The 18,253-nt window shown below is 32.5% G+C and carries 17 protein-coding genes; 13 read left to right on the top strand and 4 right to left on the bottom strand.

Going from position 1 to position 18,253, the window contains the following annotated elements; all coding sequences use genetic code 11:
* Positions 1-75 precede the first annotated feature (75 nt).
* Positions 76-1,002: a quinolinate synthase NadA gene (nadA, locus tag QWY92_RS07345; protein ID WP_290269815.1), complete on the top strand. Its 927-nt coding sequence runs from the start codon at positions 76-78 to the stop codon at positions 1,000-1,002.
* Position 1,003: 1 nt separating this feature from the next.
* Positions 1,004-2,560, top strand: coding sequence for an L-aspartate oxidase (gene nadB / locus QWY92_RS07340; RefSeq protein ID WP_290269813.1), 1,557 nt, complete (start codon positions 1,004-1,006; stop codon positions 2,558-2,560).
* A 10-nt stretch (positions 2,561-2,570) separates the two neighbouring features.
* On the opposite strand, the gene QWY92_RS07335 is transcribed toward nadB, so the two are convergent.
* Positions 2,571-4,934: a 7TM diverse intracellular signaling domain-containing protein gene (locus tag QWY92_RS07335; protein ID WP_290269812.1), complete on the bottom strand. Its 2,364-nt coding sequence runs from the start codon at positions 4,932-4,934 to the stop codon at positions 2,571-2,573.
* Between the two features lie 404 nt (positions 4,935-5,338).
* Here QWY92_RS07335 and QWY92_RS07330 point away from each other — a divergent pair, with 404 nt between their 5' ends.
* Positions 5,339-6,526, top strand: a complete 1,188-nt coding sequence (locus QWY92_RS07330; protein WP_290269810.1) for an OmpA family protein — start codon at positions 5,339-5,341, stop codon at positions 6,524-6,526.
* 150 nt (positions 6,527-6,676) lie between these two features.
* Here the strand turns inward: QWY92_RS07330 and QWY92_RS07325 are convergent, their stop codons facing one another.
* Positions 6,677-7,009, bottom strand: coding sequence for a single-stranded DNA-binding protein (locus QWY92_RS07325; protein WP_290269808.1), 333 nt, complete (start codon positions 7,007-7,009; stop codon positions 6,677-6,679).
* Between the two features lie 322 nt (positions 7,010-7,331).
* On the opposite strand from QWY92_RS07325, the gene QWY92_RS07320 reads away from it, so the two are divergent.
* From QWY92_RS07320 to QWY92_RS07310, 3 genes are all read left to right on the top strand, one after another.
* Positions 7,332-9,536, top strand: coding sequence for an AAA family ATPase (locus tag QWY92_RS07320; RefSeq protein ID WP_290269806.1), 2,205 nt, complete (start codon positions 7,332-7,334; stop codon positions 9,534-9,536).
* A gap of 154 nt (positions 9,537-9,690) precedes the next feature.
* A complete protein-coding gene (locus QWY92_RS07315) occupies positions 9,691-10,380 on the top strand; it encodes a hypothetical protein (RefSeq protein ID WP_290269804.1) in 690 nt (229 codons plus the stop codon).
* Positions 10,381-10,387: 7 nt separating this feature from the next.
* Positions 10,388-11,032, top strand: coding sequence for a hypothetical protein (locus tag QWY92_RS07310; RefSeq protein ID WP_290269802.1), 645 nt, complete (start codon positions 10,388-10,390; stop codon positions 11,030-11,032).
* Positions 11,033-11,089: 57 nt separating this feature from the next.
* Here QWY92_RS07310 and QWY92_RS07305 read toward each other — a convergent pair whose 3' ends face one another.
* Positions 11,090-12,589, bottom strand: a complete 1,500-nt coding sequence (locus tag QWY92_RS07305; RefSeq protein ID WP_290269800.1) for a S8 family peptidase — start codon at positions 12,587-12,589, stop codon at positions 11,090-11,092.
* A gap of 288 nt (positions 12,590-12,877) precedes the next feature.
* Here QWY92_RS07305 and QWY92_RS07300 point away from each other — a divergent pair, with 288 nt between their 5' ends.
* The 7 genes from QWY92_RS07300 (at position 12,878) to QWY92_RS07270 (ending at position 17,743) form a co-directional block, all read left to right on the top strand.
* Positions 12,878-13,564, top strand: coding sequence for a GNAT family N-acetyltransferase (locus tag QWY92_RS07300; RefSeq protein WP_290270013.1), 687 nt, complete (start codon positions 12,878-12,880; stop codon positions 13,562-13,564).
* Between the two features lie 145 nt (positions 13,565-13,709).
* Positions 13,710-14,582: an Abi family protein gene (locus QWY92_RS07295; RefSeq protein WP_290269798.1), complete on the top strand. Its 873-nt coding sequence runs from the start codon at positions 13,710-13,712 to the stop codon at positions 14,580-14,582.
* A gap of 215 nt (positions 14,583-14,797) precedes the next feature.
* Positions 14,798-15,148 (top strand): transmembrane 220 family protein, encoded by a 351-nt coding sequence (locus QWY92_RS07290; protein WP_290269797.1) that lies wholly within the window; start codon positions 14,798-14,800, stop codon positions 15,146-15,148.
* A gap of 142 nt (positions 15,149-15,290) precedes the next feature.
* Positions 15,291-15,515, top strand: coding sequence for a hypothetical protein (locus QWY92_RS07285; RefSeq protein ID WP_290269795.1), 225 nt, complete (start codon positions 15,291-15,293; stop codon positions 15,513-15,515).
* A 66-nt stretch (positions 15,516-15,581) separates the two neighbouring features.
* Positions 15,582-16,505 (top strand): septum formation inhibitor Maf, encoded by a 924-nt coding sequence (locus QWY92_RS07280; protein WP_290269793.1) that lies wholly within the window; start codon positions 15,582-15,584, stop codon positions 16,503-16,505.
* Positions 16,506-16,674: 169 nt separating this feature from the next.
* Positions 16,675-17,025: a hypothetical protein gene (locus QWY92_RS07275; RefSeq protein WP_290269792.1), complete on the top strand. Its 351-nt coding sequence runs from the start codon at positions 16,675-16,677 to the stop codon at positions 17,023-17,025.
* Positions 17,026-17,032: 7 nt separating this feature from the next.
* Complete coding sequence (locus tag QWY92_RS07270; protein WP_290269791.1) at positions 17,033-17,743, top strand: hypothetical protein; 711 nt, start codon at positions 17,033-17,035, stop codon at positions 17,741-17,743.
* Between the two features lie 5 nt (positions 17,744-17,748).
* Here the strand turns inward: QWY92_RS07270 and QWY92_RS07265 are convergent, their stop codons facing one another.
* Positions 17,749-18,216 carry a CBS domain-containing protein gene (locus QWY92_RS07265; protein WP_290269789.1) on the bottom strand — a complete coding sequence of 156 codons (468 nt, stop codon included), beginning with the start codon at positions 18,214-18,216 and terminating at the stop codon, positions 17,749-17,751.
* Positions 18,217-18,253: the final 37 nt, after the last annotated feature.

The raw sequence follows: 18,253 nt of genomic DNA, 5'->3' as shown, positions 1-18,253 counted from the left end.
CCTGACTACTTTTTAAGTTATTCTGAATTTAGAACGCATATTAATTATGATATTTGCAATTAAATAAGGATTTCCATGGATTTAGTAAAAGAGATACAACGCCTAAAAGTTGAAAAAAATGCCGTTATTTTAGCGCATTATTATCAGGTTCCAGAAATTCAGGACATTGCCGATTATGTTGGCGATAGTTTAGGTTTATCTCAAAAAGCAGCAGAAACCGATGCTGATATTATTGTTTTTGCAGGCGTACATTTTATGGCCGAAACTGCTAAAATTTTAAATCCATCGAAAACTGTAGTATTACCCGATTTAAATGCGGGTTGCTCACTAGCCGATTCTTGTCCGCCAGAAGATTTTTCAGCATTCACAAAAAAACATCCCGACCACGTGGTGATTACTTACGTCAATTGCTCGGCAGAAATTAAGGCTTTAAGTGATATTGTTTGCACCTCATCTAATGCTTTAAAAATAGTAGAATCTATTCCTAAGGAAACCCCTATTATTTTTGCACCAGACAAAAACTTAGGACAATACATTATTAACGAAACAGGCCGCGACATGCTGCTTTGGGACGGTAGTTGCATTGTACACGAAGCGTTTTCAATTGACAAATTAATTGAATTACATAAAAAATACCCAGACCATAAAATTATAGCACACCCAGAATCTGAAACTCATATTTTAGATACGGCTACCTATATTGGATCTACTTCCGGCATGATTAACTTTGTTAGAGAACATGCCGACCAAAAATTTATTGTCGCTACCGAAGCTGGTATTTTGCATAAAATGCAAGAAGAAATGCCGCATACCGAACTTATTCCGGCTCCTGCAAAAGAAGACAACACCTGCGCGTGTAGTGAATGCCATTTCATGAAAATGAATACCATGCAAAAACTGTACGATTGTTTACTTAACGAATCGCCACAAATTGATGTGGACGAAACGATTAGAAAACGTGCTTTATTACCTATAGAACGTATGCTAGAACTTTCTAAATAATATGAAAGACGTTAGCTATTTAGTTATTGGTTCGGGTATTGCGGGATTGACATTTTCGGTAAAAATTGCTGAAAAATTCCCTGATAGAAAAGTAGTTATTGTTACCAAATCTACTGAAGAAGAATCGAATACTAAATACGCACAAGGTGGCGTTGCCATTGTTTTAAACCACGAAAAAGACTCGTTTAAAAAACATGTTGATGACACTTTAATTGCTGGCGACGGCCTATGCAACAAAGCCGTTGTAGAAATGGTGATTAACGAAGGCCCAGACCGTTTAAAAGAACTCTTAGAATGGGGTGCTAATTTTGATGAAGATGCTACCGGAAACCTCGATTTAGGAAAAGAAGGCGGCCACTCCGAGTTTCGAATTGTACACCATAAAGACATTACCGGTTTCGAAATTGAAACCGCCTTATTAAAGCGTGTACACCAATTACCCAACATTACCCTATTACCGCATCATTTTGCGATTGATTTAATTACAAATCACCATATAAAAGGAATTAAACCCGACGAAAAAACGTGCTTTGGCGCTTATGTTTTAAATCAGAAATCGGGCGAAATATTCACCATAAAAGCCAACTCAACCTTATTAGCTTCGGGCGGTATTGGTCGTGTTTACGGCCACACTACCAACCCTGTTATTGCTACTGGCGATGGTATTGCTATGGCGTATAGAGCGCAAACCAAAATCTCCGACATGGAGTTTATTCAGTTTCACCCAACCGCTTTGTATGATGTTCGTGGCAACCAATCTTCTTTTTTAATTTCTGAAGCTGTTAGAGGTTTTGGCGCCTATTTAAGAGATAAAAAAGGCCATCGGTTTATGCCAGATTACGATGCTCGGGCTGAACTTGCATCGCGTGACATTGTTTCTCAAAGTATTGATAACGAACTTAAAAAATCGGGTGACACCCACGTGTATTTAGATTGCACACATTTGGATATGGACAGCTTTATAGCGCATTTTCCTAATATTTATAAAAAGTGTTTAGACAATCATATTGACATAAAAACCGATTGGATTCCGGTAGTACCAGCTTCGCATTATTTGTGTGGTGGTATTGAGGTTGATATGGACGGTAAAACATCGATTACTAATTTATTTGCCTGTGGCGAATGTACTAAAACAGGGCTTCACGGCGCCAACCGACTGGCATCAAACTCTTTATTGGAGGCTATGGTTTATGCGCATAACATCTTTAAATATCAAGTTAAAAGTGATTCTGAAGTTTTAGATTTCGACATTCCTAATTGGGATGACCAAGGCACAAGTGTTGCTAAAGAACATGTTATTATTCAGCATAACTTAAAAGAATTACAAGCTTTAATGCGTGATTACGTGGGTATTGTAAGAAGTAATGAACGCCTGAATAACGCCATTAAACGTATAGACTTAATTTATGATGAAGTGGACGTTTTGTACAAAAAATCTAAAATAACAACATCCCTTTGCGAATTGCGTAATATGGTTAATGTGGCGCATTTAATTATTAATCAGTCGCTAAAACGAAAAGAAAATAAAGGTGGTTATTTTAATATAGATAACCTATAACACCTTCATTTTAGGCTATTTTTAAAACATTTTCAACAAAACAATGCGTGTAAATTTTCTCTAAAAGCGTATCCTTACTTAACGGTTTAGTTAAATAGTCGCACATACCAAGCTCTAAAACATACTGTTTTGTTTCCTCTATAGCATCGGCTGTAATGGCTATTATTGGCGTTTTTGCAGCAATAGGCCCTAGCTCTCCGCTTTTTATAATTCCGGTGGCTTCATACCCATCCATAACAGGCATTTGTAAATCCATCAAGATCACATCAAAGGTTTCTACTTTAAGCATGTCTATGGCTTCCTGGCCATTACTTGCTATTTTAAATGTGGTATTTTCTCTAGGTTTTAAAATTCTAGAAAGCACCATCTGATTAATTTTATTGTCTTCTGCTATTAAGATATTCAAGGGCTTAGATTTATGGAGGTTAATAAGACTTTTAGTGGCAGATTGCTCTTTGGGAATACATTTTATAGTTAAATCGATAAATACTCTAGTACCTTCATCAATGGCACTTTTAATTTTTATTTCGCCATCAAACAATTTAACAATATGATTTACAATGGTAAGACCAAGGCCAATACCACCAAACTCACGTTTATGATTTAATCGCATTTGATTAAAACTTTCAAAAACATGGTTTATCGAATTTTGATCGATACCAATACCGGTATCGGATATTTGAAAAGAAAACAAGTACGACTCGCTAGAAATTTCAGTACAAATTAGTTTAAAATAAATACCGCCTTTATAGGTAAATTTCACAGCATTGGCCAGTACGTTGTTTATCACTTGAACAAACCGCTTAGAATCGGCTAATATTTTTTCAGGAATGCGGTTATCTAAATCAAAGGTATAGGTTAAGCCTTTTTTCTCGGCTTCCACTTTCCAGTTATCACTAATTTGTTTGATTTTTTCCGCAGGATTAAAAATTTCGGGATCTAAATTCAACTTATTATTTTCAATTTTTTCAAAATCGATAATATCATTAACGTTACTCAATAAACTGAGTGAGGCATTTTTTATAATTTCGAAAGATTCGCGAGACGCTTCATCCTTACGACGGCTTAATTCATCTTCAGTAATCCCCATAATGGCATTAATTGGGGTTCTAAGTTCATGACTCATATTAGACATGAAGTAGGTTTTTAACTGGCCTATTTCTTGAGATTTAGCTAAAGCATCCTTTTGCGACATCTCTTTTTCAACACGCATTTTTCGAATTAAATTCGTCATGGAAAGCGATAGGAAAATCACCTCTAAACCAGAGCCAAATTTAGAACTATTCAGTGTAAAGAAATTATTAGGTAATAAGCTTAAATTATTCATTACAAACCCTAAAAGCCCAACTACTAGAAACAAAATACCAAAGGAAAAATAAGTATCAATTCTAATACGTTTTAAACGAATGGCAAGCACGGTAGATAATATTAATATTAAACTAAACAGCCCGTTTAAATTACTAAGCGGATAGGCCAACTCTAGTGATTTAGGGCTCAAAAACAACAAAACAAAGAGCAACCCAACAACACCGTAAGCAATATTATAAGCCACTTTAAATGACTTTAACAAGACATCTACCTGTAAAAATTGCTGACAATATTTAAGCAAATAAAAATTTGAAAACAGAGCCGATATCAATACAATACGACTATTAAAATAACTCCCACTAGTAAAAAGGTATTCGTGTATCAGGCCATCTAAAGCGGCTTGCATAAAGCAAATAGAAAACACATAAATACCGTAATACAAAAAGGCTTTTTCTTTTATGGTCCTATAAAAAAACAGATAGATAATACCTGCTAAAAGTAACAAGCCATAAAATAAACCTAAAAATAACTGTTGCAGGTAATTGAGTTTCCAAAAGGCATCTTCATCATGAATATTTAAGGGTAAGTTTATGGTTTCGCCATCACTTTTTAAATGAATATAAATTTGTTGCGCTTCGTTTGGTGGCAGTGTTACTTTAAAAATGGTTGAGCGGTGTTTTACCTGCTTATCATTAAAATCAATTTGATCTCCATTTTTGAAAACTTTCGTTCCGCTTTTAGATATTTGATACAGTTCTACCAAATCTGTAACTGGCCGAGCAGTTTCTAAATAATACACTTTAGCTTCCGAAGTATTATTTCCTAGTTTAAAACGCATCCAATAGTTATCAGAAGTAAAACCAACACTGTGGTTATCCGATTCTAATCTCTCGTAATTCAGTAAGGTGCTTTGCGTAACATCAGAAATACCCATGTTTAAACTTCCAGCATTTGTAAATTGCGCATACTCGTATAAATCCCCCTTACTTTCGTCTGGAAAAAAAACGTCGTCTTGCGCATACAAGCCTAAGCTAAAAATATAGATTATTGCTATTAACAGTTTCATGGTAGGGGGCGTTGAACTTTTCAAACATAGGCAAATTACCCATGGAACCTCAACTTAAAATCAAAAAAGATGCATTTTAACCAAAAATACTGTATTTCAACGGTGTTTTAGAGTTGAAAATCAAAATCATGTCCGAAATTGGCTTTATTTTAGCTTCATAAAAATTCGGAATAAAACAGTATAACACAAATTTTCTGATGATCACCGAAATCCATCTCTTACACTTATTTTTTAACTTACAATACCTAAATGTTAAATATATCTTAAATAAACATCAAATTACCCATATAACATAAAGACTATCAACAAGTTAAAAAGTCACATCTTTTTAGTAAAACTTATGCATATTTTACCTTACACAATTGTAATATATTTGCCGCTAATTTTGAATTAAAATATTAATTATGAAAAAAATTTATGCTTTAACTATACTTGTTTTTGCTATGGTTAATACGGCTTTAATAGCTCAAGAAACTACCAGCCCATGGTCAATCGAGGTTGGTATAAACGAAGTTGATTTATATCCTGTTGGCGAGAGTATGCCACAAGGAGAATATTTTGACGAATTTTTCAATGTTAACGATCACTGGAATTTAGGTGTATACGTAGCAGCAACAAGAGATTTCACAAAACATTTATCATTCACAGCAACCGCATCTATTAACGAAATTAGCAAATGGGGTGATTTTGGAAAAGCTGATGAAAGTGCTTTAGTAGAAAACAAAGAGTACTATGGTTTAGATGGTATGATTAACTACGATTTTGGTAGCGGAAGATTACAACCTTATATTGCTGCCGGTGGTGGTTATACTTGGATTGTTGAAGGACCATACAATACCTCTACAGCAAACGGATCGGATGATGCTATTGGTGCAGGTACAGTAAACGGTGCTGTTGGTTTAACTTACGAAATGTCTGAACATTTTGGGTTAAAACTTCAATTTATGTACAAACATGCTTTCGAAGATTACTTAACAAAACATTTCCAACACAGTTTAGGTATTACTTATAAATTAGGTAAAACTAAAGTTGAAGAGCCAGAAGTTATTGATACTGATAATGATGGTGTTGAAGATGCATACGACCTTTGTCCTGATGTATTTGGTTTAAAAGAATTTGCTGGATGTCCTGATACAGATGCTGATGGTGTTCCAGATAGCTTAGACAAATGTCCAAACAACGAATTTGGTACAGGTACAGGATGCAAAGAAGCTCCAAAAGCTCCAGTAGCACCAGTTGTAACACCAACATCATTATCTAAAACAGTATATTTTGACACTAACAAATCTAGCTTAGATAATAACGCACAAGTTATTGTTGACGATATTGTAAAGTTTGCAAAAACAGGTAGCACATACACTATTCAAGTAAACGGATATGCTGATACTACAGGTTCTGCAAAATACAATGATGTATTATCTATGAAACGTGCAAACAACGTTAAAACATATTTAACTTCTAAAGGTGTTGCTGATTCTAGTATTTCTATTAAAAGCTTCGGTGAGTCTGAGCCTGCAACAAGCAATGCTACAGCTGAAGGTAAATCTTTAAACAGAAGAGCAGAATTAGTAATCGAGGTTACTGCAAAATAATATAATTTTTAAGTGTTGTATTATAGTAAAAAGGACTGCCTGCAAAGGCAGTCTTTTTTTTTGCTTTATACCCAAATAGGCACCTATTAAAAATGCAGCCCCAATCTAGCAATTAGAAGCTGCATTTAAAACATATATTTAGGTTAAGTATTATTTCCCTAGCATAAGCAGTTCGTTACATACAATCTCGGTAACGTAACGTTTTGTACCATCCTTATCATTATAGCTTCGGTTGGTTAACTTGCCTTCTATGGCTATTTCTTTTCCCTTGGTTACGTAGTTTTCTACCACGCTTACCAAACCACCACGAACCACAATATTGTGCCAGTAAGCACGCTCTACTTTATTGCCGTTTTTGTCTTTGTAGCTATCGTCGGTAGCCAGCGAAAACTTCGCCATTTTATTACCATCGGTAAAATTTACAATTTCTGGGTCTTGCCCTAATCTACCAATCAACTGTACTTTGTTTCTAAGTGCGTTCATAATCTTAATTTTTTATGCCTACCGTCTATGGCAAGCTCGTTAAACAGTTAATACTATTGCCGCCTCAAGGGTTGCAACACTGCAAATATCCAACGCTTCACAAACGGTATTCGGTAATTAATTGCTTAAAATCATTTGTAATTATTTGTAGTCGTTTGTAAACGATTATTATTTATGAATGTTAAAAAGCTGAAAATGAATTAGAAACAAGTGTTTATTTTGATTTTTTTGAGTATGTTAGCTTGGAAATTTTAAAATATGTGTTTGGCTGCGTATGGTTTGTGCGGGGTTACCAACAAGCACAAAACCAACCGCATTCTAAATGATAAAATCTATTTCAATAAAACAAATTGCAACATTTGATAATAATGGAACAACATTAGATAATCTAAAAAAAGTAAATTTTATTTATGGAGCGAATGGTTGTGGAAAAACAACAATTTCAAATTATCTACACAATACGGAAATAGAAAAATTTGAACATTGTTCGTTAGATTGGGAAAATGACCCAATAAAAACTTTAGTTTATAATAAAGAATTTAGAAAAAGAAATTTTGGAAATGGAAAACTTGGTGGTGTTTTTACTTTAGGAGAAGCAACTGCTGACCAAATACAAGTAATTGAAGACAAAGGGATTCAGTTAAAAGAAATAAAAACTGAGCGAGTAAAAAAAACCGAAACACTTGAAAATTTATCTGACAGAAAAGATCAAACAACAAGTATCTTTAAAGAGTTTTGTTGGTCAAATATTTATAAAAAATATGAAACTACTTTTAAAGATGCTTTTGTAGGTTTTCAAAATAAAGAAAAATTCAAAAATAAAATTCTACTTGAGAATAAAAACAGCACTTCTGACTTAAAACTACTTGATTACTTAAAAGAGAAATCCAAAACAGTTTTTGGAGAAAGACCTGAAAACTTACCATTACTAAACCCAGTTCAATTTAGTAGAATCATTGAAATAGAAAAATCTAATATTTGGAAAAAAATAATTATAGGAAAGGCTGATGTTGATATTGCAAAATTAATTCAGAAATTAAATATAAATGATTGGGTTAACCAAGGTCAATATTACCTACAAGAGGACCAAACTTGTCCATTTTGTCAAGAAAACACAATAACTGAAGATTTCAAGAAGCAGTTAGACGTGTTTTTTGATGAAGAGTTTATAGAAGATGTACAATCAATCAAAAATTTAAAAGAAGAATATCTCTTGCTCACTTCTAACTTGGAAAATGAACTAAACCAATTAGAAACAAATCAAAAAAACGATAAAAACAGTAAACTTGAATTAGAAAAATATTCTGCTTATTTAAAAACGCTAATTAGTCAAATTACAGCAAATAAGGAATTATTAAACAACAAATTAAAAGAACCTAGCAGAAGTATTGAATTAATTAATTTAGATGAGCAATTTAAACTTATCTCAAGTCTTATTAATAATGCTAACTCAGAAATAACTAAAAACAATCACATTGTTAGTAATTACAATGCTGAACGTGTATTATTAATAAAACAAGTTTGGAAATACTGTTGTAACGAATTTTCTACACAAATAACAAAATTTAATACAGACATTACAGGTATTGAAACAGGAATTACTGCATTAAAGTCACAACTTCAAGAAAAACTAAACGCTTATAATTCATTAGATGCTGAAATTAAAAATTTGAGTAAAAATGTCACTAGCATTCAACCAACAATAGACGAAATTAATAGGCTTCTAATTAACTATGGTTTTATTAATTTTAAAATTGTACCTGCAACAGAAGACGGTTTTTATCAAATACAAAGAGAAGATGGAACAATTGCAGAGAAAACTTTAAGTGAAGGAGAAGTTACATTTATCACATTTTTATATTATTTACAATTAACAAAAGGTGGACTTAATGAAGAAAGCGTAAATGAGGAGCGAATACTTGTAATTGATGACCCTATATCTAGTTTAGATAGTAATGTTCTTTTTATTATTAGCACATTAGTAAAAGAAATTGCGAAAAAAATAAAAACGGATGAGGGAAATATTAAGCAATTAATTCTATTAACACATAATGTCTATTTTCATAAAGAAGTATCATATGAAGGACTAAACAGAAAAGGACAGAAACCTTCTTTTTGGATTTTAAGAAAAAATAATAATCAATCTATCATACACGCTTATGGAGAACAAAATCCAATTCAATCGTCATACGAACTATTATGGCGTGAGATAAAAGAATGGGAACATAATTCAGGAATTACTATCCAAAATACAATGAGAAGAATTTTAGAAAATTTTTATAGTATTTTAGGTAATAAAAGGGATGATTTTTTAATTAACAAGTTTGAATCTAGAGAAGAGAAAGATATTTGTAGGTCACTATTAAGTTGGACAAATGAAGGTTCTCATACACTCCCTGACGATTTGTATATTGAAGCACCTGATGACACAATTATGAAATATATAGAAGTATTTAAAAATATTTTTTATCACACTGAAAACAAAGGACATTACTTAATGATGATGGGAATAGAAAATGAAGAATAAAGCCAGTTGGTAACAATGTATAAAAATAATAAGGGTTGTGCTTAAGCTGACCTAAATCACGAAAAATCTTCTTAACGAATTAACTTTTTTTACTTGAGGCGGGAAATCGGGACTGAAACCCTTGTGTAAATATTAACAATAAAAAAGAAACGTAATGACAAATATTGAAGAGTGGAAAACTGAAGTAAAAAAATACAATTCAGAGTTAAATGAGAAATTAAAAATTAATTCAAATAAAAAAGAATTGTATTACGGTTTTGAGGTTTTAGACGGAAAGATTATTCAAAAACCGAAAATATTATTTATTGGAATAAATCCAGGAAAAGGAGATGGTAAAAAAGAAAAAAATATTTTTGAAACAGATAGAATATCATACTTAGATTTTTTTGATGAAGATTATAGATACCATTTAGCAGAAAAGACAATTAACTTTTTTAAACTAATAGGTTGGAACGAGGAGAAAATAAAAAACACCTTTGAAAAAGAAGTTGTTAAAACAAACTTTTATCATTTAGCTACTGAAAATGTAAGTGATTTAAATACTATCTTAAATGATATAAATTATAAAGAAGAATATTTCAAAAAAAGTGCAGAATTTTCCATTCAATTAATTAACATTTTAAAGCCTAAAATTTTAATTTTAGAAGGCAAATCCGTTTTTGACAATATTGTTGAACAATGTTATGGAAAAAAAGTTTGGAGTTCGAATAAATATGGATATTTATTCGATAATAAAAATAATACACATATAATTGGCTACAGTCGAGGAAGAGATTTTACAAATACAGATAGAACACATTTCACAAACAAACTCAAAGAAATTTGTACAAACTCTGAAATATAAATAGTCAATGAATAAAGAAATAAACTTAAAAGAAATCGTTGATATTTTAACTAACCAACTTAAAACAATAATTACAATAAAATCGGATTTTATTGCTTTGAAAAATTATGAAAAAGCAGGAATATTTAGAGATTATGAAAAAAAAATTGAAACTCAATTAGAAAAAATACAAGGTAAAAAAAGCATCATTAAGAAAACTTTCCCTAAAGAAGAACAGCACGTTTCAAAACTAAATTTTTCAAATAATTCAAAAAGAATACTAGAAACTATTAGCAAAGAAAATAAAATAATTTTCACCAAAGACTTAACAATTAACATCCTTAATAATTTAGATAGTAAGTTATCGGATACTTTATCAAATTTAAGTATTGAACTTAATGTATTAAAAATGAATTTAATTAATTCGTCAAATAAAAACGACATACCAAGTAAAGAGCATCCTCTTTTCTCATTAAAAGCTCTTAAAGCAATTGATACTTCATTTTTAGAAGTGAAATTAACAAAAGAAAAAGAGGTAACGCCATCTACTATTCTCTTGAGTATTTTAAGAAATAAAAAAGATTTTACAACTAAAATATTAAATGAACACGGAATAACTTATGAAAAACTATTTACTGAAATAAAAAAAAGCCAACTTACTCAAAAGAGCTAAGTGAAAATAATTGACAAACTAAAAAAGTATATCATTAATTTCTAAATCCCCCAAAAACTAAAGTTCCATAACAGCTTTCACGGCATCATAGGCATTTACAAATCCGTTTCCACTTTGGTAATCAAAACCTTTATCACCAATATCTTCGGCAGTTTTAAGTAGGATTTCTTTAATTTCCCATGGCAGTAAATCGGGATTTGCCGAGAACATTAACGACACAATACCCGCCATGTGCGGACTAGAAAACGAATTTCCATTAGCAATGTTGGTTAAATTTCCTTCCGGATCTATACAGGGTACATTGGCATTAAATGTGGCAAAATCGGGCTTGTTTACGGTGCCCTCTTTATAGTAATCGGTATTCCATTCCACAGGCCCTTGGCTACTAAATACAGGACGTTTTCCATCTTCGCCAACACCGGCAACACCTAGAACTGCATTTGGAATATCTTCGGGGTTTCGCATTTGCACCGGAACTGGAGCCGCTTTTGAACCTGACGCAAAATTTCCGGCACCCGAAATAAATACCACACCGCACAAGGTGCCTTGCTCGAGTACTTTCCGCCAATGTGTACGGAATTCGCCAAGGTTGGGTTGAGAAAAACTCATGCTATACGTATCGGCACCTTGCTCTATGGCCCACTCTACAGCTTGTTCAATATTTGAAGACCCGATAATAGGCGCCCATTGCGATTCTGGAGCAATCCCTACGGCTTGTTTTGTATTAGTCTCAAAGGTACCCGAAATTAACGCGGCACACATGTTTCCATGAATGTTGGTGCCTCTTTTAATACTAGGTTCGTTTAAGTTGGCAAGTCCGGAATCGAAATTATACCCATGATAATCGTCTATAAAGCCATTATTATCATCGTCCAAACCATTACCAGGTATTTCTCCATCATTGGTATAAATTGTTTCTGCCAAAGCTGGAACATCTAATTTAAAACCCGAATCGTGTACTATGTTTAGCGTACCTTTTCCTGTAATTCCAAATTCAGTCCATACTTCGGGAGCCCGTATTTTTTCAATATTCCAAGGGTAAGATGCTACCGTTTTAACAGCAAAGCGAGATGCGGGTTTATTGGCAATAAATTCCGGCCCCATATCTTTCCTTTTAGAAGTGGAACGGGTGCGTTTTACAAATATTTTATCTACGCCTTCTAAGGTTTTAATGGTTTTTAAGCCTTCGGTGGTAACCGTACAGGTAAAACCGTTGATAATCCAATGTTGTTTTATTCCCGAAACCTGATTGGCACTTTCAAGAGCGTTTAGGTTACTTTTAATTTTACTGAAAGATGTGTTGCTTAATGTTTTCAATGCTAACATCACCTCTGTTCTTACTTCGCCTCTTTTCCTACCATGGAATGTTTCCGTTTTTTTCAAAAAAGAATCGCCAGCTTCTAAATATTGATCCTCAAACCATACCACAACAGTTTGTAGGTTTTCTTTGGGGTTGTACGTAGAATCGGCATAAATAATATTTTCTTTATTTACGGAATCGTTTGTAAAACTAGATAGCCAAAACGCAGCGATAGTAATTAGTATGGAAGTCTTCATACTCACAAATATAATTATTAAAGCGCTTTATTGGTTTGGTTTAATAGGAATATAAGGCGTGCTAATTACTATTTAATAAAATCTGATTTTGATTCCATAAATATTATGAAATAACAATATGATGCAGAATTATTACGAATATTCAGGGTTTCTACTTCAGTTTAAAATATGTTCTATTTTACTTTACTAAATGCAAAGTATTGCACACTTTTGCATAAAAATTAAGATGGTTAGCTTGTTTGAACTGCCTAGAACGCTTCATCTTTAAACTTAATTTCATTTATTTTGATGATAAATTTAGAAGAACAATTAAAAAACCCCGTTTGGTATTCCTTAAAAGAAACGCATAAAAAATTTGCTTTTGAGTATAATGGCGTCCAATTTTACAACCCAGATATTTGCACTTTTGGAGCTTTTTTCGATGAAACAAAAACGGAAAAAGCATCTAATGAACATATAAAAACTACGGATGAATTCTTTTATGTTTCAGAACATCAAACACCGCTAATAGACGACACCAAAATTAGTTTAGCAAAAAAAACGGATGGTTGTCAAATGGTTTTAAATAAACTTACCGACGTTGAAATAACTGAAGACATTGTGTTATTAGATGAATCGTTTATTGATGAGATTTACAATTTAGTGTGGTTGGTTATGCCGGGTTACTACAGAAAAAGAACCTTTGAAATGGGTAACTATTACGGTATTATTAAGGATGGAAAATTAGTTTCAATAGCCGGTCAGCGCATGCAAACTAATCTTTTTATTGAAGTTAGTGCGGTTGTAACACACCCCGATTACACCAGAAAAGGATTGGCAAAACAATTAATTGTCCACAATACAAAAGAAATTTTAAAAACAAACAAAACCCCTATTTTACATACAAATAAAGGCAACTTAGCCATTGGTTTGTATGAAAAATTAGGCTATGAACTCACTAGAGATATGAACTGGTGGTTGTATCATACGAAATAAGCTTAGTCATATTAGCTTAAGAGCGTTTTTTTTAATGATTCTTTTCTATAATACTAATACACAATAGAGTCTATTGACTAAAACAAAAAAATAGCAGGTAAATTATTATATTTATAGATTGAATCATAATCTATACTAAGTCCGAATGAGTAAAAAAGCATCAACTGTAGAAGAACAAATCGTTCTTCTAAAAAAAAGAGGAATGATTTTCGATTTCGGAGAAGAAAAGGCTAAAGAAATATTATTAGATATAGGTTATTATAGACTTGGCTTTTATTGGTTTCCTTTCGAAATTGATAAAGATCATAATTTTCAAAAGGATACTTTGTTCTCGAATGTAATTAACCTTTACTATTTAGATGTAGATTTAAGAAACATTTTATTAAAATATTTAAAACGTATAGAGGTTAATTTTAGAACTAAAATTATCTATTACATATCCAATAGACACAACGATGATCCAATTTGGTATTCCAATCCTAAGATAATGGCTGCGTGGTTTATAGAAAGCTTAGACAAAAAATTATATACCAATAAATTTAAAGAAGATAACAAACAGATAAAACTTCATCATAAAAAATATAGAAATGATATCTATGCACCTACTTGGAAAACTTTTGAGTTTTTAACATTTGGAGCTATTGTAACCATTTTCAATGCACTCAAAAATGAAGACATTAAAAAAGAAATTTCAGATATTTACGGATTAAATAATCTTAAAACATTCAAAAACTTTATTCATACGATAAAATTTATTCGAAATATATGCGCTCATGCAGGAGTTCTATTCGATTTAAATTTCCCTCAAGGTATATACAAAATTCCAAGGATAAAATTCAATAACAATAACAATCAATCCCTAGACGCCGGAATAAAAACAATCTCATATATATTAAAAACCATTTCTGAAGAACGTAATAATGACATGAATAATGAAATAAATAATCTATTCAAATCATACAAGAATAATGAAATCATAAAATCAATAATTACTGATAAAATTGGCTATAACATGTAAATATTGTATATTTGCAACATAAAGTGCCTAGCTATCCATTAAGCTTTAGTGTTGCACTATAAAAAATTATACAGAACCTAGACATTGTGCTCTAGGTTTTTTTTTACCCTAACACCTAGGTATGCTAATTGCAATAAACTTCAAAGCAAGTAAAAACTCATTAATTTCTATAAATCATTAAAACCATAATTTAAGTTTATTACATTAGCAGCATCATGAATTTATTCTTTAAAATCCTCGGTATTGTATTTGGTGTTTTATTCGTTTTTGGCGCTTTGGTGCAATACAACGACCCCGACCCTTTACTATGGATTATACTTTACGCCATTGCAGCCGCTGCCAGCTTTGGTTATGCTGCCAATAAAGTTTCTAAAATGTTATTATTTGCATTAGGAGCTGCTTTTTTAGTCGGTTTTTTTATAACCTACCCCGAAACTTTTGAAGGTTTTGAAATAGGGAAAGGCACTTTTAAAAATGTAGAAGAAGGTCGAGAAGCTTACGGTTTACTCCTAATTTCGATAGTCTTATTTTTATTTGGAGGATTTTCATATTTACGCAAAAAATAACACGAACAAGATATTTCCAAAAGACATTTTTTTCTAGCCTGAATTAACCCGATTCACGCTATGTTATCTGTGGTTTTTTTCTTAACTTTAGGTGTTAACCCTTGCGATTGCAATTAGCAAACAGGAACTAAAAACGCTACACATGGAAAAGACATCAATAGTATTAATTGCCATAGCTCTTTTTATAAGTATTACAGGATTGTATTGGCTTTTAACCCGCGGATATGCTGAAAAAGCAAACGGCAAAAAAATGTGGTTGCAATGGGGAACTAGAACCTATTACTGGCAAGGTGTATTATACTTTAGCGGAGCCATGACCGTGATTATTATGTCGCTTTTAAAATGGTTTAATGTGTTTAGTTTTTAACTAAAAAACCGACTCATAGGTAAATGGATCTCGTATTTAGACCATAACAATTGAAAAACAAAAACGATGAACGCACTATTAAAAGTCATTTTCTCTATAAGTATCCTATCATTTCTAGCTTGTCAATCCGATAAAAAACAAGTTGTCAACGAAACAGTTCCTGTTAAGGAAGAGCCATCTACGCCTCCAACTCAAGAATTTAACGATTATTGGTACTCTGGCAAAGCAGAATTAAATAGTTATACCTTGAAACAATCCCGCTATGGAGAAATTCGAGAAGGCGAAGTGGTTTTAGTGTTTGTAACCGAACCTTTTTCGTTAAGTAAACAAGTAAAATTAGATAACCCAAAAGCCGCTGGAACCGATAACGTTCCTGTTATGAAACTCAACCAAGTTAGAAAATTTACTACCGGCATTTACGATTATTCTATTGTGAGCTCTACGTTTACACCTATCGATTTTAAAAAACATCCAAATACTTTAAAATTAAACACAAGTATCCAAGAATGGTGCGGGCATACTTTTACTCAATTAAATCTTGAAGGCAAGAATTATCGTTTTAAACAATTCTCATATTTTGAAGCCGATGGCGATACTGAAAAAAACATCCCTACAACTCTTCTAGAAGAAGAATTGATGACACGTATTCGATTAAATAATGGTCAACTTCCGTTAGGCGAAGTCGATATCATTTTCTCGACCATATACAGCCGTTTTGCATATAAAGACCTAGAAGCAACTAAGGCAACAATTAGTAAAACAGAAACAGATAGCACTATACATTACAACATAGCATACCTAAGTTACGATAGAAAAATAACTATTGATGTGGAAAAAAACTTCCCTCATAAAATACTGTCGTGGACCGAAGATAATGGCGACGGGTTAATTACCGAAGCCACATTGAAAAAAAGCTTAAACGAACCGTATTGGAGTCAGAAAAAGGTGTCTGATGAATCTAAAAGAGATGCGCTGCAATTGACTAAATAGGTGTTTTAACACGTTTATAAAAGCGTCTTTCTTTAGTTTCACTTCCGAAGAAAAGCAGCTCTATTAAATTTAAACAATTCATAAGCATGTTCACCATTCCGTTTTAATTTGCTAAATTAGTGCATAACTAGCCAGCACATCTTGTTTAATCCCTAAAACAAATCACGCTATGCAAAAAGAATGTCCAGAATGTGGCGATAAAATTGTCGGGAGAATTGATAAAAAGTTCTGTTCCGATGGTTGCCGAAACGCTTACAACAACAAAATAAATAAGGATAGTAAAAACCTGATTAGAAACACCAATAACCGCCTTCGGAAAAATTATCGCATTTTAGAAAGCCTAAATCCAGATAAAAAAACCCGTACCTCACGCGCCAAACTCATTGAAGCTGGTTTCGATTTCAACTACTTTACAAGCATATATACCACCAAAGCACAAACAGTATATTACTTTGTTTACGATCAAGGTTATTTAGAACTCGAAGGTCAATATTACGCCTTAGTAAAACGCGACAGTTAGTTAGATTATGGAACCTATTTTATCTTTTTTGAAAACGTATGACGATTATGTTATACCCGCATGTATGTTTTTGTTTGTTGTTCTCGTTGGTGTGACTTCGTTTTACTTCAGTACTAAAAACCGCATTCTTCGCGAGTTCAAAAAAAGCCGAAAAAAGAACGTAAACAGTATAAAAAGAAACGAATACGCCAAAATAATAGGGCAAGCCAAACATGTTAATACACCATTAATAGCGCCTTTAAGTGGTCGAGAATGTGTCTATTATCATGTTATTGTTGAAGTGCAAGGCGACAAAAACTGGCGAAAAATTATAGACGATGTAAAAACACAAGATTTCTTTATCGATTGTGCTTCGGAAATGGTGATGATAAAACCTGAGACTTTAGATAAAAATTTAAAACGCATCTATTTAGTGAAAGATTTCAACGGAAAATCGGGTTTCAGAAAAGATCTTCCTAAAAATATAGAAGCCTATTTAGCACAACATAATAAAAAAAGCACAAGCTTTTTGGGCATGAATAAACAAATGCGCTACAAAGAAGGCATTATTGCCTTAAACGAAACCATAGCCGTAAAAGGCGTTGCCGAATGGAAAACTCTAAATCAACCTATTGAAGGCTATTCCTATTCCAAAATACTCATGCTTACTGGTACAAAAAAACAAAAGCTCTTGATTACAGATGAACCAAAAGCTTTAGCGCGTGTTAATATTTTATAAAATACTTATTTCCAGTTTTGCCCCTTTAAGGCCATCGCTGCTTTAAGTACATCTTTCTGACTAATTTGACCAACTAGTTTGCCATTTTCTACAATAGGAAACCGACGACGTTTAGCAGATAAAAACGCATTGGCAGCATCAAATATATTCATATTACCATCAATCGTATCTACATTTTTAGTAATATGATTTTCTATCGTTTTATCATGCATAGGCATGTTGTAATACCTACTTTCGCTAATTTGCTTTATACAATCTCCTTCGGAAATAACACCGATAAGTTCGTTCTTTTCATTAACAACCGGCCCACCAGAAATACGATGTGTAATTAATTTTTGCATCACGCTTTCTATAGACTGATTGGGAGAAAATGTAATTAAATCTCTCGTCATATAATCACTCACTTTCAATGCAATATCCTGAGTAACATTTGCTTGCTGCTTTCGCGCGCCTTGAAAACTTTTTATGGCCATAGTTATTTTAGTTTTTGGTTGTAAAACTAAAGATAGT

It is taken from the genome of Algibacter miyuki (genome assembly GCF_030409805.1).
In the GTDB taxonomy this organism is placed as follows: Bacteria; Bacteroidota; Bacteroidia; order Flavobacteriales; family Flavobacteriaceae; genus Algibacter; species Algibacter miyuki.
Note: the sequence above shows the minus strand (reverse complement) of the source record. Positions and strands in the feature narration are given on the sequence as shown.